This window comes from Rugamonas rubra (assembly GCF_900114705.1).
GTDB classification, from domain to species: domain Bacteria; phylum Pseudomonadota; class Gammaproteobacteria; order Burkholderiales; family Burkholderiaceae_D; genus Rugamonas; species Rugamonas rubra.
The window spans coordinates 175,324-197,007 of record NZ_FOTW01000016.1 but is presented as its reverse complement, the minus strand read 5'-3'; the positions used below and the strand labels follow the sequence as shown (position 1 = coordinate 197,007).

Below are 21,684 nucleotides of genomic sequence, written 5' to 3'. Positions count from 1 at the left end.
GGGCGCGGACGGGCGCTGGACAATATTTTCGTCGAGCGCTTGTGGCGCAACGTGAAGTACGAGGACGTGTACCTGAAGGGCTACGCCAACATGGCGGAATTGATGGTGGGCCTGGCACAGTATTTCGCGTTCTACAACGCACAGCGGCCGCACCAGTCGCTGAGGTATCAGACGCCCGATCAAGTCCATCGCGATGGGATTGGCGGCGGTGCGTTGATCGTCGACAGGTACGGCGATGACGGCGAGACGCCGCAGGAAAAGAGTGGTACGGGACAGCGCCGAGCAGCTGATGAAGTGGAAATGGGCACAGCTTAAATTAACTGGCAGAGTGTCTTGACTGACGGGTCCACTTTAGAAATTGTGCGCCCATCCTGGCGCGCAGCCGGTTCCATCCTTGCCAGTACGCAGGCGAGGTGCTCGGCTTGCGGTGCAACACGCAAACGGCGCGCACGAGGTGTTCTGGCAATTCGTGAGCACGCGAGATCGTCGCCAGCTTGTCGTCGAGTACGCCGGCGAAGGCGAGCAGATCGTCGCGCTGGTTTTGCAACGCGACCCGTACCGGGCGGATGCGACGCGGATTGTCGGACTCGCGCCGGCCAAGCTCGGCAACGATGAAGTCGAACAGATCTTTCCGCAGCTCCAGGTTGGGACCGGCCAATACGCCACCGCCCAATGCGCGTTTTCCACTCGGAGCAAAAGCAAATTCAACCCTGGCTAAGTCGTTTTCCGCAGCCACCTCACTTCCGCTGACCTCCATCGACCACCATACGGCACCGCGTCTGAGTGGCTGGAAGGTTCGTGATCAAGGACAGCGAGGCACTTGCGTGGCCCACGCATTGGCAGCGTGCACAGAAGTCTTGGCGTTTCAGTCAGTGCCCCCCGTCCCGACTTTCGATGGATCAGAGCAGTTCCTGTTCTGGGGGGCAAAGCAGTTTGACCCCAGCGCCACGGATGGCACAACACACCCGTACACGCTTCAAGCACTACAAAACCACGGCTTGTGCGACGAAGCAACTTGGCCATACAACCCGTTGCCGCTCGCCACCGTGGACCAAGGCCCGCCTCCGGGCACGGCGGTCTTGGCGGCATCCAACAAGCGGCACGTTGGCGGATCTGTTACCGCTCCTGGCAACGCAACTCTGCTGTACGCGGCCTTGTGCCAGGCGCCAGTTGCAATCGGCGTGCCCGTATTCGCGGACCCGGTCCTGCCCACGAACGACAACTGGAATGCTGGCGGGCTGATGGAATTCGGCCGCGTGCTGGACCCACAGCCCAGCTCCGTTGTGATCGGCGGCCACGCCGTGTGCATTGTGGGATTTGAACCCGATCCAACAGAACCCGCAGGTCGCGGCTGGTTCATCATACGAAATTCCTGGGGAGTAAGCCCATGGGGAAGTAAATTGCCGGCGGCTGGTGCATACTGGGGGCCTGAGCCGGGATATGGGCAAATTAGCTGGTCGTATGTGGACTTGTATCTGTGGGAAATGTGCTCGTTATAGTGCATTCTTGCATTATTTCCTGCAAGGAGGACAACATGAGAATGTGTGCCGATAGCAAAATTGAAGCTAAGCCGGGAAACTTTGCTTCCCGAATTGACAGCGGCGTTCTGCTTGTCCCCTCTGTGCTGGCCGATTTGGCCCAGGCCCAGCATTTGCAATCTGCCGAGGAGTTTGCCGGTTACGCGCGCACCTTTCCATCCGCAGTGGCCGCTTCTTTGGGCTGGAAGCCTGCGGCGGCGGCAGCCGCAGCGCAGCGCCTTAGTGATCAGTTGTCCAACGCCGGAGTCTTGCGAGTCGTGGCGAGCCCGCCTAGAGTCTACGGCCTGGGCTGATATTCTGGCGCTCATCTACCCGGTCATCGCGCGCGAGCGCGCGGGCGGCGCGCATTCCACACTTCACGGGACGACTATGGCGGCGAGCCGCATAGCACGCTCACTTCATGGCTGAGCGAAATCATCCGTTTCCGCCGGTCGGCCGGAAGGATTCGCCGGCCCGTGTATTTGTCCGCGCAGCCACTCTAACGCCGAGTCGACATGCGGCCCGGGCATATGGCCCGCGCTGCGGACGAGATGATACGTATGGCCGGGTAGGCTCGGGCCGAACGGCCGCGTCAAACGCCCGGCCGCGATGTCGTCCGCCACCAACTCAAGGCTCAACAGTGCGATACCTTGTCCGGCCAAGGCCGCCTGGATCGCATGCCCTTCGTCCGAAAAAAGAAGCTGGCCATGACGTGCCTTCCAAGGTAAGCCTGCCGCCGCGAACCAGTTCTTCCACGTCGGGTTCAGCGGATGGTCGTGGCACCACTTGAAATCGATCAACGGGAACCGGTCCAGATCCGCCTGTCCTATTGGCCCGAGCTGCGGGCTGGCCACCGGCGCGAAGCAGTCGGTGAACAGCGGCTCCGCTACCATGCCGGGATACGGCCCCCGTCCGTAGCGAATCGCCAGGTCGGCGTCGTCGGGCCCAAGGTCGACGGCCTGATCGGATGCGTGCAGCTCCAGGTCGATTTCCGGATGCAGCTTTCGGAAGCCCGCCACTCGGGGCGCCAACCAGCGCGCCATGAACGCATTGGTGGTCGAAATGATGACGCGGCGGCGTGCCTGCGGCGTTCCCAGGCGCTGCAGGGCCGTCTCGAAAGTATTGAAACCGTCGCGCAGCACCGGATACAGCTCCGCACCGGCGTCGGTCAATACCACTTTGCGCACCTGCCGCTCGAATAGGCTTAGGCCGGTGAATTCCTCGAGAAGGCGAATCTGATGGCTGACCGCGGTCGGCGTGACGCCAAGTTCATTGGCGGCCTGCTTGAAGCTGCCGTGGCGGGCTGCCGCTTCAAACGCGCGTAGTGCCGAGAGTGGTAGGAGGCGCCGCATTGTGCATATAGATGAAAATAGTTCATCTTATGCCTGACAACTTAGAGTTTGTCAACCCAACGGCGCGCGCCTATCTTCCCACTGCGGCCCCGACAGGCCGAACACTTCTCCCCTACCGTAACGAAAGGAGCAAATCATGCTCGAACGAATTATTACCCAACCGGACAACTACGAACCCTTTCTGCTTTCTCAGGCGATCAAGTTCGGCAAGCTGCTGTTCGTTTCCGGCCAAGCGGGCGCCGACGACGATGGCGAGATCGTCGCCGGCGGTTTCCGCGCCCAGGGCGAGCAGGCGTTCGCCAACCTCCGGCGCGCGCTCGAAGCCGGCGGATCGGGCCTTGCAGACGTCATCAAGGTAACCATCTTCGTGACCGATATGGGCAACTTCAAGGAGGTCGTGGCACTGCGCCGCCAGTTCTTCAGCGCCCCCTACCCGGCCGACACAATCGCCGAAATCAGGGCCCTGTACGATCCAGCGGCCATGATCGAGATCGAGGCCATTGCCGCTATCCGCCACAGCACGCGGGGGAGCCGGGATATGCGCAAAAATGGCCCAGCGTAGGCGCTACCTCAGGTGGACATCAAGAAGTCCCAGTAAAATGAATGCAACTTGCTTGCGCAATGGCTTCCCCGCGCAACAATGTGTGATCTTTCCCGGTATAAAACTGTCTATATTGGAGAGCTGCCGCACCTTGTCAGCAAACGCCCACAGCCGGAGGAAACATGCCTGCCGATGTCGATGCCAACGCGCCCAGCCGCGCCGATGAGTTACGAGGAAACCTAACCCGCAAGCTCGACAGCCTGGGCTTCGACGCCAGCAAGGACTTCGACCGGGCGCGCCAGGCCTTCAACCCGGGCCGCAAGCTGTCCGACGAGGAGCTGTGGCGGGCGCTCAACGGCAAGGCCGGCAGCGTGTTCAGCGAAGTCTTCCAGTTCGAGCTCGACGCCCTGGCCGACGGCGTGCCGGACGCCACCCGGCCGGTCAGCCTGGCCGAGGTCAACCAGCGCGCCCACCAACAGAAGCTGGCCGGGTTGGCGTTCTCCGGCGGCGGCATCCGCAGCGCCACCTTCAACCTGGGCGTGCTGCAGGCGCTGGCGGAAATGCGCCTGCTGCGCGACTTCGACTACCTGTCGACCGTCTCCGGCGGCGGCTACATCGGCGGCTGGCTGTCCAAGTGGATCAAGGAGAAAGGCGGCAGCGTCGAGGCGGTCGAGGAGGAACTGGTGGCCGCCAACGACAAGCGGCGGCCGCGCAGCGAGCCGGCGCCGGTGCAGTTCCTGCGCCAGTACAGCAACTATCTGACGCCGAAGACCGGGCTGTTCAGCGCCGACACCTGGACCCTGATCTGCACCTACGCCCGCAACACCTTGCTCAACCTGACCATGCTGGTGGCCTGGCTGGCGGCGCTGTTCCTGTTGCCGCGCATGGTGGTGTCGGGCGTGCGCAGCGAAATGGCGACGCCGACGGCCGAAGCCTGGCCCTATGCCGCCGCCCTGTTCCTGGCGGCGGTCGCCTTCATCGCGCTGAGCATCTCGCGCAAGGGGCCGAAGGTGGGCGCCGGCTGGCTCGGCCAGACCCAGGGCAAGATCCTGCTCTACATCTGCCTGCCCTTGATGCTGTCCGGCTTCCTCGGCAGCCTGGCCGTGTGGGAGAAGCGCGCCGAGCTGGTGCGCTTTTGGGATGCCACTCCCGACTCGCTGAGCGCCTATCCCTACCATTGGCTGCTGCTGCCGGGCGCGGTGTATTTCCTGGCTTGGTCGCTGGGCTGGGGCGCGGCGCAGTTGCTCAACCGCCGCGACGACAGGGCCGCAGCGGTGGCAACGCCCGCGCCGCGCCACGACCCGCCGCGCAAAATGCTGATGGAGGGCCTCGGTCATCTGCTCTGCGCGCTGGGCGCGCTGGCGGTGGGCACGCTGCTGCTGTTGAAGGGCTTGTCGCTGGCCAGCCACTCGTCCTTCGCCAGCTTCGACGCGGTGCAACTGGCCTGCCTGGGCATGCCCTTGATGCTGGGCCTGTTCGCCGTCACCATCACGCTGATGATAGGCCTGATCGGCCGCATGTACCTCGACCAGAGCCGCGAATGGTGGGCGCGCCAAGGCGCCTGGACCTTCATCTTCGCCATCGCCTGGCTGGCGCTGTTCGTCTGCACCTTCTATCTGCCGCCGCTGCTGGACTGGGCTTTTCAACACTACGCCGCGAGCACCACGCTGGGCGCCGCGTTGACCTCGGCGGTGACCTTCTTCGGCCTGAAGTCGGGCAGCGACAAGGCCACCGGCAAGGCCGGCGCGGGCACCAGGCTCGATCTGGTGGCGCAGGTCGCCCCCTACGCCTTCAGCCTGCTGGCCATCGCCGCGCTGACGACGGGATTGCAATACGTGGTCGCCGAGCAGCCGGTGCTGAAGCTGGCCAAGTCCGGCCTGGTGGCCTACTTCGACAGCTATCTGGCCGCCAGCAGCAAGGTCGGCATCGTCGCCGTCGGCGCCCTCTTCCTCAAGCTGCTGGCCGTCGCCTTGATACTCGGTTGGCGGGTCGACATCAACAAGTTCTCCTTGTACATGATGTACCGCATGCGCCTGGTGCGCGCCTATTTCGGCGCCAGCAGCCCCAGCCGCTGCCCCCATCCCTTCACCGGCTTCGACCCCAACGACGATCCGCCGCTGGAATCCCTGCTGCGCCAGAGCGGCGCCGCGCCCATGCCGGGCGCGCCGGGCGCGGCCGCAACGGCGCCCGCCGGGTCGGCGCCGGGTGCGGCCCCGGCCAGGGCCAAGCTGCAGCGGCCCTACCATCTGATCAGCGCCGCCATCAACCTGGTCAACGGCAAGGAGCTGGCCTGGCAAACCCGCAAGGCGGCCAATTTCTGCTTCACGCCGGCGTTTTGCGGCTTCGAAATGCCGGCCATGCGCGGCGCCGACCGGGCCGCCGTGTGCCCGCAACGCGGCGCCTTTCGGCCCACCGCCAGCTACGCCGCCACCTCGACCATCCTCAAGGACGACGACACCGTCGTCAAGCTGGGCACGGCCGTGGCCGTCTCCGGCGCGGCGGCCAGCCCCAACATGGGCTACCACTCGTCGCCGCCGCTGACCTTCCTGATGACCTTGTTCAACCTGCGGCTGGGCCGCTGGTCGCCCAATCCGATGAAGGAAAAGAGCTGGCAGCAGTCGTCGCCGCCGATCGGCCTGTTCTGCATCCTGTCCGAGTTGTTCGGCATGACCGACGCCGAGGCCGACTTCCTCTACCTGTCCGACGGCGGGCACTTCGAGAACCTGGCCCTGTACGAGTTGGTGCGGCGGCGCTGCAAATTGATCGTGGTGGTCGACGCCGGCTGCGACGACAAGCAGAACTTCGAGGACCTGGGCAACGCGATCCGCAAGTGCGCGACCGACCTGAACGTCGCCATCACGCTCGACGCGCGCAAGATCCGCAAGGTCGGCGACGGCGACACCTTCGGCGCCAGCTGCGTCAGCGGCCGCGTCCACTACAAGCAGGCCGACGGCAAGGCGAGCGACGGCGTGCTGCTCTACATCAAACCGACCATCGTCGGCGACGAGAACGCCGACATCTTCAACTACAGCAAGACGCACCCCGAGTTCCCGCACCAGAGCACGGCCGACCAGTGGTTCGACGAGGACCAGTTCGAAAGCTACCGCTCGCTCGGCTACCAGATCGCGCTGGGCGCGCTGCGGCAGGTGGCCGCCAAGTCGGCCCATCCGCGCTGGCAGGGCGCGCGGCGGAAATGGCGCATCAGCTACATCTGCCGTCTGCTGAGCCAGCCGGCGCCGGTGCCGAGGAGCGGCAACGTGGTGCCGCTGTCGGACCGGCGCGTGGAGCGGCGGCGGGCCTCGGACGGGTAGTTAAGCAGCAGCGGCGGCGCGGCGCGCCAGCGCCTGGCTCAGCAGCGCGATGGTGAGTGTGCCGGCGATCAACACGGTGGCGACGCAGAAGGTCAAGCGCATGCCGGCCACCACGGCCGCCGGCCCCGCCGCTGCCGCGTCGGCCGTTGCCGCGCCGAAGGCGAACAGGGCGCCCATCAGCGCCGCGCCGGTGACCAGGCCGAGGTTGCGCGACAAACTCAACAACCCGGCGATCACGCCGCGCTGATCGGCCGGCACCGTCGTCATGACGGCGGTGTTGTTGGCCGCCTGGAACAAGGCATAGCCGGCGGTGAGCACCACCAGCGGCACGACATAACCCGCCACGCCGGCGCCTGCGGCTGTCAGCGGCAGCGCGGCGCAGCCGGCCAGCATGCCGAGCAGCCCGAGCACGCTCATGCGCTGCGCGCCGAAGCGGTCCACCAGACGGCCGGCCGGCACACCGACCAGCGCGGCGACGATCGGGCCGGACGACATCACCAGGCCGAGCCGGGCGGCGTCGAGCGCCAGCGCGCCGGACAGGTAGAAGGGGCCGACCACCAGCGTCGCCATCACCACGGTGGTGACCAGCGCGCTCATGGCGAAGCCGGCGCTGAGCAGAGGATTGCGGAACAACGCCGGGCGCACCAGCGGCGCGGCGGCCCTGCCCTCGGCCAGCACGAACACGCCGGCGCCGACGACGGCCATCAACAGCAACGCTAGGTTGAGCCTGCCGAAGCTGCCGCGCCCGGTCGTCACGGCCAGGGCGTAGGCCGCCAAGCTCAAGGCCAGCAACAGGGTGCCCACATGGTCGAAGCGCGGCCGCGCGGCGCCCCGCTCCCGGCGGTCCGCCGGCAGGAAGCGGTAGGCCAGCAGCAGCGCCACCAGACCCAGCGGGACATTGACTAAAAACACCGCCGGCCAGCCGAGCGCGGCGATCAGCACGCCGCCCAGCGTCGGCCCGAGCGCCGTGCCGACGGCGGACATGGTGCCGAGCAGGCCCATCGCGCTGCCTGTGCGCGCCTTCGGCACCGTTTCGGCGACAAACGCCATGGTCAGCGCCATCATGGCGGCGGCGCCCAGGCCCTGCAACGCGCGGGCGCCGATCAACAGGCCGAGCGTGGGCGCCAGGCCGCACAGGACGGATGCCGCAGTAAACAGCGCGATGCCGCCCAGCAGCAGGCGGCGCCGGCCGACCAGGTCGCCCAAGCGGCCGACGCTGACGATCAGGCTGGTGATGGCGAGCAGATAGGCCAGCACGATCCACTGCACTTGCTGAAAGGAGGCGTGAAAGGCCAGTGCCAACGTCGGCAGCGCGACATTGGCGATGCTGGTGCCCAGCGACGACAGCAACATCGACAGCGCCAGCGCGGCCAGCGCCCAGCGCACCGAGGCGGCTAGCCGCGCCGGCCCGGCGGCCATGCCATCCGGTTTTGCATGAATAGTTTTCAACATACCCTCCACTGCTTGAATAGCTCTCCACATGGAGCTAAGCGAACCTTACGCCTGCGGTTGACATGGCGGAAGACGCAGCATTTGCACTTTGTTCATGCGTCCAACGCCATGCCAAACGCCAATTGCGCTAAACTCAAGCCATGGCCATCCCCGACCTCAACTTACTCATCACCCTGGACGCGTTGCTCGCCGAGGGCAGCGTCGCCGGCGCCGCCCGCCGTTTGCGGCTGAGCCCGTCGGCCATGAGCCGCGCCCTGGCGCGCCTGCGCGAGACCACCGGCGATCCCCTGCTGGTGCGTGCCGGACGCGGCCTGGTGCCCACGCCGCGCGCGCTGGAGCTGCGCACCCGCGTCGGCCAGCTGGTGCAGGACGCCGAGGCGGCGCTGCGGCCGGCCGACGTGCTCAAGCTCAAGCAACTGGCGCGCACCTTCACGCTGCGTAGCCGCGAAGGCTTCGTGGAAAACTTCGGCGCCGACTTGATCGCCCGCGTCGCCGCCGAGGCGCCCGGCGTGCGGCTGTGCTTCCTGCAAAAGGACAACAAGGAAAGCGCCTCGTTGCGCGACGGCAGCGTCGACTTGGAGACCGGCGTGGTCGGCAAGGCGACCGGGCCGGAGGTGCGCAGCCGTGCCCTGTTCCGCGACCGCTTCATCGGCGTGGTGCGCGAGGGGCACGCCCTGAGCCGGGGCGGGATCACGCCGGCCCTCTACGCGGCGGGCCGACACATCAACGTCTCGCGCCAGGGGCTGGCCGGCGGGCCGATCGACGACGTGTTGCGCACGCTGGGGCTGGAACGGCAGATCGCCGCCATCGTCGCCGGTTTTTCCAGCGCGCTGGCGCTGGCGCGCGCCTCCGACCTGATCGCCACGGTGCCGGAACGCCACAGCGGCAAGCTGCGCGCCGGCCTGCATAGCTTCGCGCTACCCTTCACGGTGCAGGAGTTCACTGTGTCCATGCTGTGGCACCCAAGAATGGACGCCGACCCGGCACACAGCTGGTTGCGCGGCCTGGTCCTGCAAAGTTGCGCGGCGGCGCAAAATAAATAGCATCCGAATGGTTGCATTTCTGCGGGGACGGTACATAATAAACAAGCAGCCAAATGGTTGCTTAAATTAGCCAGTGGAAAGGAGTGCAGCAACATGACTACACTATCGAGCAGCGCAACGCAGACCGGTTCGGCGAGCACCTCGAGCACCGACCGCATCGAACGCAGCATCCTCATCAAGGCCTCGCGCGAGCGGGTCTGGCGGGCCTTGTCCAGCGCCGACGAGTTCGGCGCCTGGTTCGGCGCCGACCTGAGCGGCCAACACTTCCAGCCGGGCCAGCGCGCGCGCGGCCAGATGACCATCCCCGGCCACACGGAGCATTTTTTCGACGTCGTCGTCGAGCGCGTCGAGCCGCAGGACCTGTTCTCGTTCCACTGGCATCCCTACGCCTTCGACAAGGCCGTCGACTATTCAAAGGAGACGCCGACGCTGGTGACCTTCACGCTGCAGGACGCGCCCGGCAGCGCCGTCCTGCTGACGGTGGTCGAGTCCGGCTTTGACAAGGTGCCGGCGCGGCGCCGCGGCGAGGCCTTCGAGATGCACGGCCGGGGTTGGACCGCGCAGCTGGACAACGTGGCGCGCTATGCCGGCAGCAACTAGCCAAGCGGCCCGGCCCGGGGCCGACTGCCCGGCGGCGACCACGGTCGCTGCCGGGCAGTCGCTGGCCGACGTGTTCGCCGCCCTGGGCGACCCGACGCGCCTGAAGCTGGTGAGCGAGTTGTGCGCCGGCGGCGCCTACTCGATCGCCCATTTGACCCAAAGCACCGCGATCAGCCGCCAGGGCGTCACCAAACACCTGGGCGTGCTGGCCGAGGCGGGCCTGGTGCGCGACGTCAAAATCGGCCGCGAACGCCTGTGGCAATTGCAACCGGCCCGCATCGACGAGGCCAAGCTGGCCCTGGAGGCCATCGGCCGCGAATGGGAGCGGGCCTTGGCACGGATCAAGAGTTTCGTCGAGAAGAACGACTAGTCCGGGAACAACTAGTCCGGCCGGGCGGACCAGCCCGCTGGCTGGTCCACGTCCACGTCCACGTCGCCGTCGGCTTGCGCGTCGGCGGCCAGGCCGGCGCGGTAGGCGCGCGCCCATCCGACGAACTCGTCGGACGGCATCGGCCGCGCGATCAGATAGCCCTGCACCGTGCGGCAGCCGTGCTCGCGCAGCGTGGCGCGCTGCGCCTCGGTCTCGACGCCCTCGGCCACCGAGCCCATGCCCAGCGCGTTGGCCAGCGCGATGACGGCGTCGATGATGGCCAGCGCCGCCGCGTCGTCGAACATTTCGCGCACGAAGGACTGGTCGATCTTCAGCACGTCGACCGGGAAGTGGCGCAGGTAGTGCAGGCTGGAGAAGCCGGTGCCGAAGTCGTCGATGGCGATGGAGAAGCCCAGCGCCTTGAGCTCGTGGAGTTTCTCGGCGGTCTGGCCGGCGTCGCTCATCAGCATGCTCTCGGTCAGCTCCAGCTCGATCAGCGCCGGCGCCACGCCGCCGGCGCGCACCAGCGCCTCGGTCGAGGCGACGAAGTCGGCCTGCTTGAACTGGCGTGCCGAGACGTTGACCGCCAGGCTCAGCCCGGCCACGCCCAGCGCCTGCCAGCGCAGCAGCTGGCGGCAGGCCTCGCTGAGCACCCATTGGCCGATCGGCTCGATCAGGCCGGCCTCCTCGGCCACCGGGATGAAGCGGTTGGGCGGGATCAGGCCGTGCCGCGGGTCGCGCCAGCGGATCAGCGCCTCGGCGCCGGTCAGCGCGCCGCTGACGGCGTCCAGCTTGGGCTGGAAGTACAGCACGAACTCCTGCTGGGCCAGGGCGCGGCGCAGGTCCATCTCCAGTTGCAGGCGCTCGAGCACGTTGACGCTGAGGTCGGGCGTGTAGAACTGGAAGGTGTTGCGGCCGCTTTCCTTGGCGCGGTACATGGCGGCGTCGGCGTTGCGTATCAACAGCTCGAAGGTCGCGCCGTCGGCCGGGAAGCGCGCCACGCCCATGCTGGCGCTGACGTGCAGGGCCATGCCGAAGATCTCGAAGGGGCGCGCCAGCTCGCGCAGGATGGCGTCGGCGCGCAGCGCCAGCTGGCCGTTGTCGGCGGCGCCGGGGCACAGCATGACGAACTCGTCGCCGCCCATGCGGCTGACCGTGTCGCAGGCGCGCACCACGCCACGCAGGCGGCCGGCCACCTGGCGCAGCAGCTCGTCGCCGGCGCTGTGGCCGAGCGAGTCGTTGATGTTCTTGAAGCGGTCGATGTCGACGAACAGCAGCGACAGCGTGCCCTGCTCGCGCCTGGCCTTGGCGATCGCCAGCCCGGCGTGGTCGGCCAGCAGGGCGCGGTTGGCCAGGCCGGTCAGCTCGTCGTGGTAGGCCAGGTGGGCGATGCGCCGCTCCTGTTCCTTGCGCGCGCTGATGTCGGAGAAGATGGCGATGTGGTGCTCGGGCCGGCCGTCGGCGTCGCGCAGCAGGCTCAGCGAGAACCAGGCCGGATAGGCGGCGCCGTCGCGGCGCCGGCAGGCCAGCTCGCCCTGCCCGCTGCCGCCCTGGCGCAAGGCCGTCCACATGGCGCCGAAATGGCGCCGCGCGGCGGCGCCGTCGGCCAGGATGCGCGGGTCGCGGCCGAGCAGCTGCCCGGCGGCGTAGCCGGTGGTGCTGGCGAACACCGGGTTGACCGAGACGATGCGGTTGGCGCCGTCGGTGATCATGATCGCCTCGTTGCAGGCGTCGAACACCTTGGCCGCCAGGCGCGTCTCGCGCTCGCTGTGCGACAGGTCGAGCAGGGCCTGGCGCGCCCGCAGCATGTAGCGGATGCGGTAGGCCATGGTGCCCCAGTTGATCGGCTTGGCGATGAAGTCGGTGGCGCCGGACTGGTAGGCCAGGAGGATGGCCTCGGCGTCGTTGAGGCCGGTGACCATGGCGATCGGCACGTCGCCGCCGGGCAGGCTGCGCAGGCGCGCGCACAGCGCCACGCCGTCGCCGTCGGGCAGCATCACGTCGAGCAGCAGCAGGTCCGGCCGGGCCAGCTGGAACTGCACCAGCGCCTGTGCCACGCCGTCGGCCTCGACCACGTCGAAGCCGCCCTCCTCCAGCGTCGCGCGCATCAGCAGGCGGGCCGCCAGCTCGTCCTCGACGATCAGGATCAGCGGCCGTGGGCGCGCCGCCGGCGCCGTCTGCCTCATGCCGGCTCCCCTTCGCGCAGCGCGCGCAGCTCGCCCAGCGCGCGGGCGAAGGCCAGGCTGGCCTCGGCCATGGCCTCGCCGATCTGCTCGGTCTGGCCGTTGCGGCCGCGCTGTTCCAGCTCGACGCACAGCTGCGCCAGCTGGCGCGCGCCGACGTTGGCCGAGCCGTTCTTGAGCGAGTGGGCGCCGCGCACCAGGGCGGCGTGGTCGCCACCGTCGACGGCGGCCTGCATGTCGCGCAGCAGGCCGGGCGACTCCAACAGCCAGGCGTCGAGCACGCGCGGCAGCAGGCCGGGGCGCAGCCGGCGGATGGTGTCGATGGCGCCGGCGTCGATGCTGGCGGCGCCGGCGCCGCTTGCCGCCGCCGCCACGAATCGGGTCCCTGCTCCGATGCCGCCCCCGGCCGCGGCCGCCGCGCCGGTGCCGCCGCCGCCACCGGTTCCGCTTGCGGCCCCAGTGCCGGCGCGCGCGCCGGCCGCCGGGCGCAGCGGCAGCCAGCGCGCCAGCAGGTCGCCCAGTTGGTCCTGGGTGAAGGGTTTGGCCAGGTATTCGTCCATGCCGGCGTCGAAGCAGCGCTGACGGTCGCCGGCGATGGCGTTGGCGGTCAGCGCGACGATCGGCAGGCGGCCGCCGCGCTCGCCGGCGCGGATCGCCGCCGTGACCTGGTAGCCGTCCATCTGCGGCATCTGGCAGTCCATCAGGATCAGGTCGAAGCGCTCGCGCTCGAGCAGGGCGATCACGTCGAGCCCGTTGGCCGCCACCTCGCAGGCCACGCCGAGGTTCTTCAGCATCGCCAGCGCCACCTCCTGGTTGGTCAGGTTGTCCTCGGCCAACAGCACGCGCCCGCCCAGCCGGCGCGCCGGCCGTGGCGCCGCCGGCGTGCCGCCCGGCGCGCTCTTGCGCAGCGCGGCGCACAGCGCGTTGTACAGCTCGGACTGGCGCACCGGCTTGCTCAGCACCAGGCGCAGCGGGCCGTCCGGCTCGCCCGGACCGGCGTCGCCCGCCGAGCTGAGCATGATCACCGGTAGCGCCGCCAGCATCGGCTCGGCGCGCATCCGGGCTAGCAGGCCGTGGCCGTCCTCGTCGGGCATCATCATGTCGCTCAGCACCAGCTCGAAGCCATGCTCGGGCCGTTGCAGCAGCGCCATGGCGGTCGCCACATCGCCCGCCTGCACCACCCGGCAGTGCCAGGAGCGCAGCTGCTCGGTGAGGATCTCCAAATTGATCTGGTTGTCGTCGACCACCAGGATGCCCATCGCCTCCAGCATGGCGTCGGGCCGAGGCTCGGCCGCCGGGCCGGCGCCGGCCAGCTCGAGCGTGAAGTGGAAGTCGCTGCCGCCGCCGGGCGTGCTGAGCACCTCGATGCGGCCGCCCATCAGGCCGGCCAGGCGCTGCGAGATGGCCAGGCCCAGGCCGGTGCCGCCGTAGCGCCGGGTGGTCGAGCTGTCGGCCTGGCTGAAGGCCTGGAACAACGCCGCCAGCTGCTCGGGCGCGATGCCGATGCCGCTGTCGCTGACGGCGAAACGCAGCGTGTAGCGTTCGGCCGTCTCGGCCAGTAGCTCGGCGCGCAGCACCACCTGGCCGCGCTCGGTGAACTTGATGGCGTTGGCCACCAGGTTGGTCAGCACTTGGCCGAGGCGCTTGCTGTCGCCGCGCAGCATCAGCGGACGCGTCGGCGGGCGCAGGTGCAGCACCAGGCCCTTGCCGTGGGCCAGCGGGGCGAAGCGCTCGGCGATGTTCTCCAGCAGCAGCGTCAGGCTGAACACGGCCTGCTCCAGCTCCATCTTGCCGGCCTCGATCTTGGAGAAGTCGAGGATGTCGTTGAGGATGGCCAGCAGGTCCTCGCCGGAGCGGCGCACGATGCGCACGTAGCGGCGCTGGCCCTCGTCGAGGCCGGTGTTGCCGAGCAGGTCGGTCATGCCGATCACGCCGTTCAGCGGAGTGCGGATCTCGTGGCTCATCATCGCCAGGAACTCGCTCTTGGCGCGGTTGGCGGCCTCGGCGGCGTCGCGCGCCCGCACCAGGTCGGCAGTGCGGCGCGCCACCTCCTCCTCCAGGTGCTCGCGGTGGCCGGCCAGCTCGGCCTCGCGGGTCTCGATCTGGGCCAGCATGTCGTTGAAGCGCAGCGCCAGTTGCACCGCCTCGTCGCGCCCCTCGCCCGGCGTGGCGCGCAGCGCGTAGTCGGCTTGGCGGCCGACCTGGTTGGCCAGCTCGGACAGGCGCAGCAGCGGCGCGCTGAGCCGTCTGGCGGCCAGCCAGGCCAGCGCCGACACCAGCGCCAGGGCGCCCAGGCCGAGGCCGCCGGCCAGCAACATGGCCTGGAACTGCGCCTGGCGCAACTGGGCCAGCGAGGCCAGCAACTCGACCCGGCCGATGGTCGCGCCCCGGTTGACGATGGGGGCGCGCGCCGCCAGGGTGCCGGCGGCGGTGTCGGCGGCGGCACCGCCGCCGTGGTAGGCGGCGAACTCGCGGCCGTCGGCCGCCACGATGCTGGCGCGCGCCACCTCGGGCACCGCCTTCAGCGACTCCAGCGTCTGCAGGCCGGACTTGCGGTCGTCGAAGGTCAGCGCGGCGGCGCTGTTGATGGCCACCGTCTCGGCCAGGCTGCTGAGCGAGCGCTGGGCCTGGCTGCGCAGGGTGGCGAACTGGATGCTGAGGAACACCAGCTCGAACAACACCAGGGCCAGCGCGCAGGCCGCCACCACCATCGCGGTGATCTTGTGTCGCAGCAGCAGTTGTCGCCAGATCGTCATCGCGCCGTCCTATCGGTTGTTGATCGCCAGCTTGAGCAACTGGGCGCTGACCTTGTAGCTGCCGCGCCGCATCACCTCGAGGTTGACCTTGAACTGCATGCGGCCGTCCAGCTCGACCAGGCCGATGGCGCCGCCGGCGTCGACGAAGTTGTCGCGGTCGCCCACCGTCAGCAGCGCCGGCTGGCCGGCGCCGAGCTGTTGCAGTTCGCGGCCGCCGCCGTCGTGGATATACAACAGGTGGCAGCGCGCCGCGCTGTCGGCCGCCGCCAGCGTGCGGACCTGGATGGCGCGCTGCTCGATGGTGCGGCCGTGCACGGCGGCGAAGGCGGCCTCGGTGCGGCGGTCGGGGTTGACCACGCACAACACCAGCGGACCGGCGGCGTCGCCCGGCCATTCGGTGAACTTGAGGAAATTGTAGACCAACGCCGCCTTCACTTCGGCGGTGGCGGCCACGCCCTGCGCCGCCAGCCGCGGCGCCCAGACGGCCAACAGCGACAGCAACAGTGCCCCTCTGCGCCGCCGGCGGCACTGGCCTGAACGCAGCTGGCGGTCTGTCTTCTGCATGGCGGTGGCGGCTGGCCTGGCGTGCTGGAATCCGACAAAGTATAGACCAGTTCCGCCGGGAAAGTGGCTGCATGCCAGCAGGTGTGAACAAAATGCAAAACCCGACACAGCCGGCCGAAACTGGTCTACCATCGGCCAGATGGCGCCGCCGGCCTGCCAGCCGCCGCACGCCGGCCGGGCCCGGCACCGGCGCGTCTTGCCGCCACGCTTGCCCATGTCCACCCGTCAGGAGGTGCCGATGCCCAGACTCCGCCGCTATGCCGCCTGGCCCCTCGCGGCCGGCCTGCTGGCCGCCGCGCCGGCCGGCGCGGCCGGCACCGACGACCTGTTCAACATCAGTGTGCAGGAACTGCTCAACCTGCCCATCGAGACCGCCAGCCGCCACCTGCAGGGCAGCCGCGAGGCGCCGGCCATCATCTCGGTGGTCACCGCCGACGACATCCGCCAGTTCGGCTACCGCTCGGTGGCCGAGGCGCTGGTACAAGTGCCGGGCATGTACGGCGTCGACGACGGCGTCAGCCCGAACGTCGGCGTGCGCGGCGTCAACGCCGGGCTGCGCGCCTATTCGCGCATCCTCAAGGTGATGATCGACGGCCAGACCATGGCCTTCCGCGCCGACGCCAGCAACTTCCTCGGCCCGGCCCTGCTGGCGATGGAGGCGATCGAGCGCATCGAGGTGGTGCGCGGCCCCGCCTCGGCCCTGTACGGCGCCGACGCCTTCCTCGGCGTGGTCAACATCATCACCCGCAGCGCCGCCCGGGCCGAGCGCAGCCTGACGCTGCGGCGCAGCGCCGGCCAGGACGCCGGCAACGGCCTGAGCCTGTTCAGCGCCGGCCACAGCGAACGGCTGCCCCAGCTGCAATGGCTGCTGTCGGCCGCCGCCGCCAACGCCGACCGCAGCGGCCTCGAGCTGCCGCGCTCGTCGCCGCTGTACGCCCGCGCGGCGGCGGCCGGCGCCGTCTCGCGCGACGATATCGCCCGGCCGCGCACCCTGCTGGCCAAGCTGGGCTACCAGGGCACGCACAGCGACACCGAGCTGATGCTGCACAGCTACCGCCTCGACAGCGACGCCGAGTTCCTCGACTTCGGCACGCTCAGCCACCGCAACCGCCTCGCCGTCGAGCAGACCACTACCCGTCTGATGCACGAGTACCGCGGCCTGGCCGACTGGACGCTGCGCGCCAGCCTGGCCGCCAGCAGCGGCGGCCCGGACAGCCGCGAACGGCTCAGCCTGGGCGCCGCCGCCAGCTATCCGCAGCGCGACTTCGGCTTTTCCGAGCGCAGCGCCAGCGTCGACGTCGAGCGCCGGCTGGGTGACGGCCAGAGCATCGCCGCCGGGCTGGACGCCAGCAACGACCGCGAGCGCCAGTTGCGCATCTACAACGTCGACCTCGCCAGTGGCCAGCGCGTGCTGCTGGCCGGCAGCGGGCGCAGCAGCAGCACGCGCCAGCGCGGCGTCTACCTGCAGTACAGCGTGCGCCCCTGGTCCTGGCTGGGGCTGACCGCCAACGCCCGGCGCGACCACCATTCCGTCTTCGGCGACAACACCAACTACCGCCTGGCGCTGGTCGGCGAGTTGGGCGCCGACCTGTCCTACAAGTTGCTTTATGGCACATCCTACAAGGCGCCGTCGGCGCTGCAGCTGTACGCCCAGCCACTGTATCCGGGCGAGGTGCTGGGCAACCCGCTGCTGCGCCCGGAAACCTCGCGCAGCGGCGAGGTCGGCCTGCACTGGCAGCTGGCGCCCTCGCTGGCCTGGTCGGCCAACGCCTACCTGCTGACGGTCAAGGACAAGACCGAGCTGCTGCCGGCCGGCGTCAACCTGCAGCCGCAGAACAGCGGCCGGCAGAAGGGCCACGGCCTGGAGAGCGAGCTGCTGTGGCAGGCCGGCGCCCAGCGCGTGCGCGCCCAGTTCGCCTGGGCCGAGACCAACAACGAGGACCAGCCGCGTCTGCAGGAGCTGCAGGTGGCGCCCACCGCCAGCTATCCGCTGCTGACCCTGCGCCTGAGCTGGCAGTACCTGCATCCGCGCTGGGGCGCGCTGGCGCTGTCGGCGCGCCACGTCTCGCCGCGCCGCGCCAGCAAGGTCAACAGCCAGGAAAACCTGCTCAAGCCCTACCAGCTGGCCGCCTACCAGCTGCTCGACCTGAACTGGCGGCGCGACTTCGGCCCGCACGCGCTGGCGCTGCGCGTCGCCAACCTGGGCGACCGCCGCTACGCCGAGCCGGGCTACGGCGGCGTCGACCTGCCCGGCGCGGCGCGCAGCGTCGTGCTCAGCTACGGCTACCATTTCTAGCCGGCGTTTCCCGCCCCCCCCGCCCGCCCTGTCCGCCACCCAGCCAACCGCCCCAGTGCAAGGAGCCCGCGCCATGCCAAGCCGCCCCACGCCCACCAGCCCGCCGCAGGCGCCGCCGTCCCCGGCCCGCTCCCGGCCCCCGACCTTGGCGCCGAGCTTGGCGCTGGCCGTGGCGCTGTCCCTGGCCGCCTGCGGCGGCACCAGCGTCGACAGCAACCCGGTACGGCCGGCACCCGACACCCTCAAGCTCGGCCTGCTCACCACCAAGACCGGCGCCGCCGCCAACCAGGGCCTGTTTGTCGAGTACGCGGCGCGCCTGGCGGTGCGCGAGATCAACGCGGCCGGCGGCGTCAACGGCCAACAGCTCGAACTGCTGCTGCGCGACGACAAGCTCGACCCGCTGGCCGGCGTGGCCAGCGCGCGCGAGCTGCTGGCACTGGACCCGGTGGCCATCTTCGGCGTCTTCTCCAGCCGGGTGGCGCTGCCGGTGGCGCAGCAGGTGACCATCGCCGCCGGCATGCCCTTCATCACCAGCGGCTCCTCGCCCTCGATCACCGCCCTGGACGACAACGCCAGCGTCTGGCGCACCGTCGCCTCCGACGCGCTGCAGGGCGCCGCGCTGGCCGATTACATACTGGCCCAAGGCCACCGCCGCGTCGCCATCATCCACGTCGACGACGCCTTCGGCCAGGGCGCCGCCGAGGCGGTGCGCGCGCGACTCCAACAACACGACGTGACGCCGCTGGCCGACATCGGCTACGCGACCACGAAAACGGTCGGCTTCGGCGCCGAGCTGGCCGCCTTGAGCGCCAACGGCGTGCCGCAGGCCGTGCTGATCGTCGGCTTCGCGCTGGACGGCGCCAGCATCGCCCGCGAGCTCAAGGAAAAGCTGGGCGGCCAGATGCCCAAGCTTTTCGGTGCCGGCAACTTCGGCACGGCCTTCCTCAGCAACGCCGGCGAGGCCGGCATCGGCATGCAGGTGGTGTCGCCGACGGCGCCGCGCAACGCGCCCGACTACACCCGCTACCGCGACAACTTCGTGCGCGAGGTCGGCCTCGAACCGGAGGGCACCTCCTTCACCGGCTACGACGCGGTGTACCTGATCGCCCTCTCGCTGGCCCAGTCCGGCAGCAACAGCGGCGCCGCCGTCAGCCGCTCGCTGCGCCAGGTGTCGCGGCCGGACTCGGCGCAGGCGGTCGAGATCCACCCCGGCGAGTTCGCCAAGGCCGTCGCCGCCATCCGCCAGGGCGCCGACATCGACTACCAGGGCGCCGGCGGCCGCATCGACTTCGACGCGGCCGGCGACCCCGCCAGCGGCACCTACCTGTTCCTCGAGGCGGTGCGCGGCGCCGACGGCCAGGCCAGCTTTGTCGAACGCCAGGTCATCACCTTCCCGTGAGGATCCGCGCTAGCGCGTTCGCCGGCACGGCGGCTTGCGCGAGAGCAGGAAGATCGATAGGTATTGATATAGATCAAACTGGCGCCCCCTGCCGGGGATAAGCTCGGTCGCTCAATCCTCCCCGGAGTCCCGAATGAAAACATTGTCCGCCGCCTGCCTCGCCTTGACCGTGTTGGCCGCCACCTTCGCCGGCGCCAGCCGCGCCGACGAAACCTGCAACTCGCCCTACATGGCCAACCTGATCAAGGGCCAGGAGGACTACATCCACGTCTGGACGCTGGGCATCAAGGGCATCGGCGACGGCAGCGACAAGCTGGTCACCGTCGACGTCAACCCGGCCTCGCCGCGCTTCGGCAAGGTGATCGCCTCGCTGTCGGTCGGCGGGCGGGGCGACGCCCACCACGTCGGCTTCACCGACGACCGCAAATACCTGTGGGCCGGCCGCCTGCAGGACAGCAAGATCTTCGTCTTCGACGTCGGCACCGATCCGGCCAAGCCGCGCCTGGTCAAAACCATGCACGACGTGGTGCAAAAAAGCGGCTTCGTCGGCCCGCACACCTTCTACGCCCTGCCCGGCCGCATGCTGGTCGGCTTCCTGTCGAACAAGCGCGACATGGGCGGCGCCACCGGCATGGCGGTCTACAACAACAAGGGCGACCTGATCTCCAAGTATGACAATCCGACCGGCAAGATCGGCGACGTCCAGGGCGACGGCTACGGCTACGACCTGGCCATCAATCCGGGCCGCAACGCCATGCTGACCTCCAGCTTCACCGGCTACACCAACTACCGCACCGAGCTGCCCAAACTGATCAAGGACCCGGCGGCGATGCAAAAGTTCGGCAACACCATGGTGCTGTGGGACTTCAAGGCGATGAAGCCGCAGCAGATCTTCAGCACGCCCGGCGCGCCGCTGGAGATCCGCTGGTCGCAGGCCGAGGGCGACAACTGGGCCATCACCGCCACCGCGCTCGGCTCCAAGCTGTGGCTGGTCAAGCCGGACGCCGCCGGCCGCTGGCAGGCGCGCGACGTCGGCCCCATCGGCGACCCGGCGCAAACCCCGCTGCCGGTCGACATGTCGATCACCGCCGACGGCAAGGGCCTGTGGGTCAACACCTTCATGGACGGCAAGACCCGCCTGTTCGACCTGAGCAATCCGGAGGCGCCGCGCCAGGTCTACGAAAAAGTCACCGGCAAGCACGTCAACATGGTCAGCCAGAGCTGGGACGGCAAGCGCCTCTACATCACCACCAGCCTGCTCGAACACTGGGACCTGGACAACGACGACCACTTCCTCAAGCTCTACCACTGGGACGGCCGCGAACTGCAGCAACAGTGGAAAATCGATTTCTACAAGGAAAAGCTGGGCCGGCCGCACCACATGAAGTTCGGCGCCAAAGCGGCAACGAATGTGGCGTCGCTGCGCTAGGCTGGCCCTGCGTTGCGGCCGGGCGCTGGGCAGCCGGCGCCTGGGGCGGGCGCTGGCCCGGCTGCCCGCCGTGCCGCTGGCCGCCGCGACGGTCGCCCTGATGATCGCCAGCGCCGCGCAAGTGAAGCAGCCGCCCGCCCCGGCGCTGCGTCTGGAAACCCCGGCAACTCATTCGAACGGCCCGGCGGCGCGCGGCGATGCGGCGCGGCCGCGGCTGGTGGCGCCGCCGCCCGGCAGTTATGAGTTGCCGGTGATCCAGCCCGGGCCGGACGGCAGCGTGCTCGACACGGCCGGCCGCGCCGTGCCGCTGCGCGCGCACACCAGCGGCCGCGTCACCCTGCTCAGCTTCATGTACACCTATTGCGTCGACCCGGCCGGCTGTCCGCTGTTGTTCTCCACACTGTACGGCTTGCGCGAGCGCCTGCAGACGACGCCGGAGCTGGCGCGCCGGGTGCGTCTGGTCAGCCTGTCCTTCGACCCCGTCAACGACACGCCGGAGACGATGGCCCGCTACGCCGGCGTGCTGGCGCGCGCCGACCAGCCGCTGCGCTGGGACTTCCTCACCGGCCGCTCGGTGGCCGAGCTGCAACCGATCTTGGCCGACCTGGGCCAGCCGGTCGCCATCCAGTTGGACGCCCAGGGCAAGCCGGGCCGCCTGTACTACCACATGCCGAAATTGTTCCTGTTCGACCGGCAAGGCCGGGTAAGGGAGATCTACAGTTCCGCCTTCCTCCAGCCGGACATGATCTACAACGACATCCGCACGCTGTTGCTGGAAGAGGACGCCACCCGGTCCGCCCGCAAATAGGCCTGGTTCGCATCACGAAGTTCTTGACCTACATCAAAGTATCGACACTCCCCTCCGGCGTAT

18 protein-coding genes are annotated in these 21,684 nt (G+C 69.1%); 12 read left to right on the top strand and 6 right to left on the bottom strand.

Annotated elements, in window-relative coordinates; genetic code table 11:
• Window positions 1–315: integrase core domain-containing protein (locus BM252_RS17695; protein ID WP_245774316.1), on the top strand; the 315-nt coding region annotated here is incomplete at its 5' end.
• A gap of 1 nt (window position 316) precedes the next feature.
• On the opposite strand, the gene BM252_RS31100 is transcribed toward BM252_RS17695, so the two are convergent.
• On the bottom strand, window positions 317–757 hold the full coding sequence (locus BM252_RS31100) for a hypothetical protein (protein WP_174900574.1): 441 nt from the start codon (window positions 755–757) through the stop codon (window positions 317–319).
• Between BM252_RS31100 and BM252_RS32235 the strand changes: the two genes are divergently transcribed.
• Together BM252_RS32235 and BM252_RS30250 are read left to right on the top strand one after the other, a co-directional pair.
• Window positions 645–1,499: a C1 family peptidase gene (locus tag BM252_RS32235; protein ID WP_425442333.1), complete on the top strand. Its 855-nt coding sequence runs from the start codon at window positions 645–647 to the stop codon at window positions 1,497–1,499. The genes BM252_RS31100 and BM252_RS32235 overlap by 113 nt on opposite strands.
• A gap of 35 nt (window positions 1,500–1,534) precedes the next feature.
• Window positions 1,535–1,831 carry a hypothetical protein gene (locus BM252_RS30250; RefSeq protein WP_139236576.1) on the top strand — a complete coding sequence of 99 codons (297 nt, stop codon included), beginning with the start codon at window positions 1,535–1,537 and terminating at the stop codon, window positions 1,829–1,831.
• A gap of 105 nt (window positions 1,832–1,936) precedes the next feature.
• Here BM252_RS30250 and BM252_RS17685 read toward each other — a convergent pair whose 3' ends face one another.
• Window positions 1,937–2,869, bottom strand: coding sequence for a LysR substrate-binding domain-containing protein (locus BM252_RS17685; protein ID WP_093388982.1), 933 nt, complete (start codon window positions 2,867–2,869; stop codon window positions 1,937–1,939).
• Window positions 2,870–3,005: 136 nt separating this feature from the next.
• Here BM252_RS17685 and BM252_RS17680 point away from each other — a divergent pair, with 136 nt between their 5' ends.
• Window positions 3,006–3,431 (top strand): RidA family protein, encoded by a 426-nt coding sequence (locus BM252_RS17680; protein ID WP_093388981.1) that lies wholly within the window; start codon window positions 3,006–3,008, stop codon window positions 3,429–3,431.
• A gap of 161 nt (window positions 3,432–3,592) precedes the next feature.
• Entirely contained in the window at window positions 3,593–6,721 is a 3,129-nt protein-coding gene (locus tag BM252_RS17675; RefSeq protein ID WP_093388980.1) for a patatin-like phospholipase family protein, read from the top strand.
• Here the strand turns inward: BM252_RS17675 and BM252_RS17670 are convergent, their stop codons facing one another.
• Window positions 6,722–8,173: an MFS transporter gene (locus tag BM252_RS17670; RefSeq protein WP_093388979.1), complete on the bottom strand. Its 1,452-nt coding sequence runs from the start codon at window positions 8,171–8,173 to the stop codon at window positions 6,722–6,724.
• Between the two features lie 140 nt (window positions 8,174–8,313).
• Between BM252_RS17670 and BM252_RS17665 the strand changes: the two genes are divergently transcribed.
• From BM252_RS17665 to BM252_RS17655, 3 genes are all read left to right on the top strand, one after another.
• Window positions 8,314–9,216, top strand: coding sequence for a LysR family transcriptional regulator (locus BM252_RS17665; RefSeq protein WP_093388978.1), 903 nt, complete (start codon window positions 8,314–8,316; stop codon window positions 9,214–9,216).
• Window positions 9,217–9,309: 93 nt separating this feature from the next.
• Complete coding sequence (locus tag BM252_RS17660) at window positions 9,310–9,816, top strand: SRPBCC family protein (RefSeq protein ID WP_093388977.1); 507 nt, start codon at window positions 9,310–9,312, stop codon at window positions 9,814–9,816.
• Window positions 9,800–10,186, top strand: coding sequence for an ArsR/SmtB family transcription factor (locus BM252_RS17655; protein ID WP_093388976.1), 387 nt, complete (start codon window positions 9,800–9,802; stop codon window positions 10,184–10,186). The genes BM252_RS17660 and BM252_RS17655 overlap by 17 nt, the downstream gene beginning before the upstream one ends.
• 11 nt (window positions 10,187–10,197) lie before the next feature.
• Here the strand turns inward: BM252_RS17655 and BM252_RS17650 are convergent, their stop codons facing one another.
• The 3 genes from BM252_RS17650 to BM252_RS31095 are packed head-to-tail and all read right to left on the bottom strand — an operon-like array spanning window position 10,198 to window position 15,626.
• A complete protein-coding gene (locus tag BM252_RS17650; RefSeq protein ID WP_093388975.1) occupies window positions 10,198–12,372 on the bottom strand; it encodes a putative bifunctional diguanylate cyclase/phosphodiesterase in 2,175 nt (724 codons plus the stop codon).
• The gene (locus BM252_RS17645; protein WP_093388974.1) at window positions 12,369–15,125 is read right to left on the bottom strand and encodes a response regulator; all 2,757 of its coding nucleotides are present in this window, start codon (window positions 15,123–15,125) and stop codon (window positions 12,369–12,371) included. The genes BM252_RS17650 and BM252_RS17645 overlap by 4 nt, the downstream gene beginning before the upstream one ends.
• A gap of 9 nt (window positions 15,126–15,134) precedes the next feature.
• Window positions 15,135–15,626, bottom strand: coding sequence for a YfiR family protein (locus tag BM252_RS31095; RefSeq protein WP_174900572.1), 492 nt, complete (start codon window positions 15,624–15,626; stop codon window positions 15,135–15,137).
• A 301-nt stretch (window positions 15,627–15,927) separates the two neighbouring features.
• Here BM252_RS31095 and BM252_RS17635 point away from each other — a divergent pair, with 301 nt between their 5' ends.
• From BM252_RS17635 to BM252_RS17620, 4 genes are all read left to right on the top strand, one after another.
• Window positions 15,928–17,985, top strand: a complete 2,058-nt coding sequence (locus tag BM252_RS17635; protein WP_174900571.1) for a TonB-dependent receptor plug domain-containing protein — start codon at window positions 15,928–15,930, stop codon at window positions 17,983–17,985.
• Window positions 17,986–18,058: 73 nt separating this feature from the next.
• The gene (locus tag BM252_RS17630) at window positions 18,059–19,384 is read left to right on the top strand and encodes an ABC transporter substrate-binding protein (protein WP_093388972.1); all 1,326 of its coding nucleotides are present in this window, start codon (window positions 18,059–18,061) and stop codon (window positions 19,382–19,384) included.
• 133 nt (window positions 19,385–19,517) lie between these two features.
• On the top strand, window positions 19,518–20,813 hold the full coding sequence (gene mtoX, locus BM252_RS17625; protein ID WP_093388971.1) for a methanethiol oxidase: 1,296 nt from the start codon (window positions 19,518–19,520) through the stop codon (window positions 20,811–20,813).
• Entirely contained in the window at window positions 20,794–21,621 is an 828-nt protein-coding gene (locus tag BM252_RS17620; protein ID WP_093388970.1) for an SCO family protein, read from the top strand. Before mtoX ends, BM252_RS17620 begins: the two co-directional genes overlap by 20 nt.
• Window positions 21,622–21,684: the final 63 nt, after the last annotated feature.

Bases quoted from the DNA above. Each gene is read 5' to 3' on its own strand.
- BM252_RS17630 (WP_093388972.1), top strand. From the start codon at position 18,059: ATGCCAAGCCGCCCCACGCCCACCAGCCCGCCGCAGGCGCCGCCGTCC.
- mtoX (WP_093388971.1), top strand. From the start codon at position 19,518: ATGAAAACATTGTCCGCCGCCTGCCTCGCCTTGACCGTGTTGGCCGCC.
- BM252_RS17680 (WP_093388981.1), top strand. From the start codon at position 3,006: ATGCTCGAACGAATTATTACCCAACCGGACAACTACGAACCCTTTCTG.
- BM252_RS17635 (WP_174900571.1), top strand. From the start codon at position 15,928: ATGCCCAGACTCCGCCGCTATGCCGCCTGGCCCCTCGCGGCCGGCCTG.
- BM252_RS17665 (WP_093388978.1), top strand. From the start codon at position 8,314: ATGGCCATCCCCGACCTCAACTTACTCATCACCCTGGACGCGTTGCTC.
- BM252_RS17645 (WP_093388974.1), bottom strand. From the start codon at position 15,125: ATGACGATCTGGCGACAACTGCTGCTGCGACACAAGATCACCGCGATG.
- BM252_RS17660 (WP_093388977.1), top strand. From the start codon at position 9,310: ATGACTACACTATCGAGCAGCGCAACGCAGACCGGTTCGGCGAGCACC.
- BM252_RS17685 (WP_093388982.1), bottom strand. From the start codon at position 2,869: ATGCGGCGCCTCCTACCACTCTCGGCACTACGCGCGTTTGAAGCGGCA.
- BM252_RS17620 (WP_093388970.1), top strand. From the start codon at position 20,794: ATGTGGCGTCGCTGCGCTAGGCTGGCCCTGCGTTGCGGCCGGGCGCTG.
- BM252_RS17675 (WP_093388980.1), top strand. From the start codon at position 3,593: ATGCCTGCCGATGTCGATGCCAACGCGCCCAGCCGCGCCGATGAGTTA.
- BM252_RS31100 (WP_174900574.1), bottom strand. From the start codon at position 757: ATGGAGGTCAGCGGAAGTGAGGTGGCTGCGGAAAACGACTTAGCCAGG.
- BM252_RS17655 (WP_093388976.1), top strand. From the start codon at position 9,800: ATGCCGGCAGCAACTAGCCAAGCGGCCCGGCCCGGGGCCGACTGCCCG.
- BM252_RS30250 (WP_139236576.1), top strand. From the start codon at position 1,535: ATGAGAATGTGTGCCGATAGCAAAATTGAAGCTAAGCCGGGAAACTTT.
- BM252_RS17670 (WP_093388979.1), bottom strand. From the start codon at position 8,173: ATGTTGAAAACTATTCATGCAAAACCGGATGGCATGGCCGCCGGGCCG.
- BM252_RS17650 (WP_093388975.1), bottom strand. From the start codon at position 12,372: ATGAGGCAGACGGCGCCGGCGGCGCGCCCACGGCCGCTGATCCTGATC.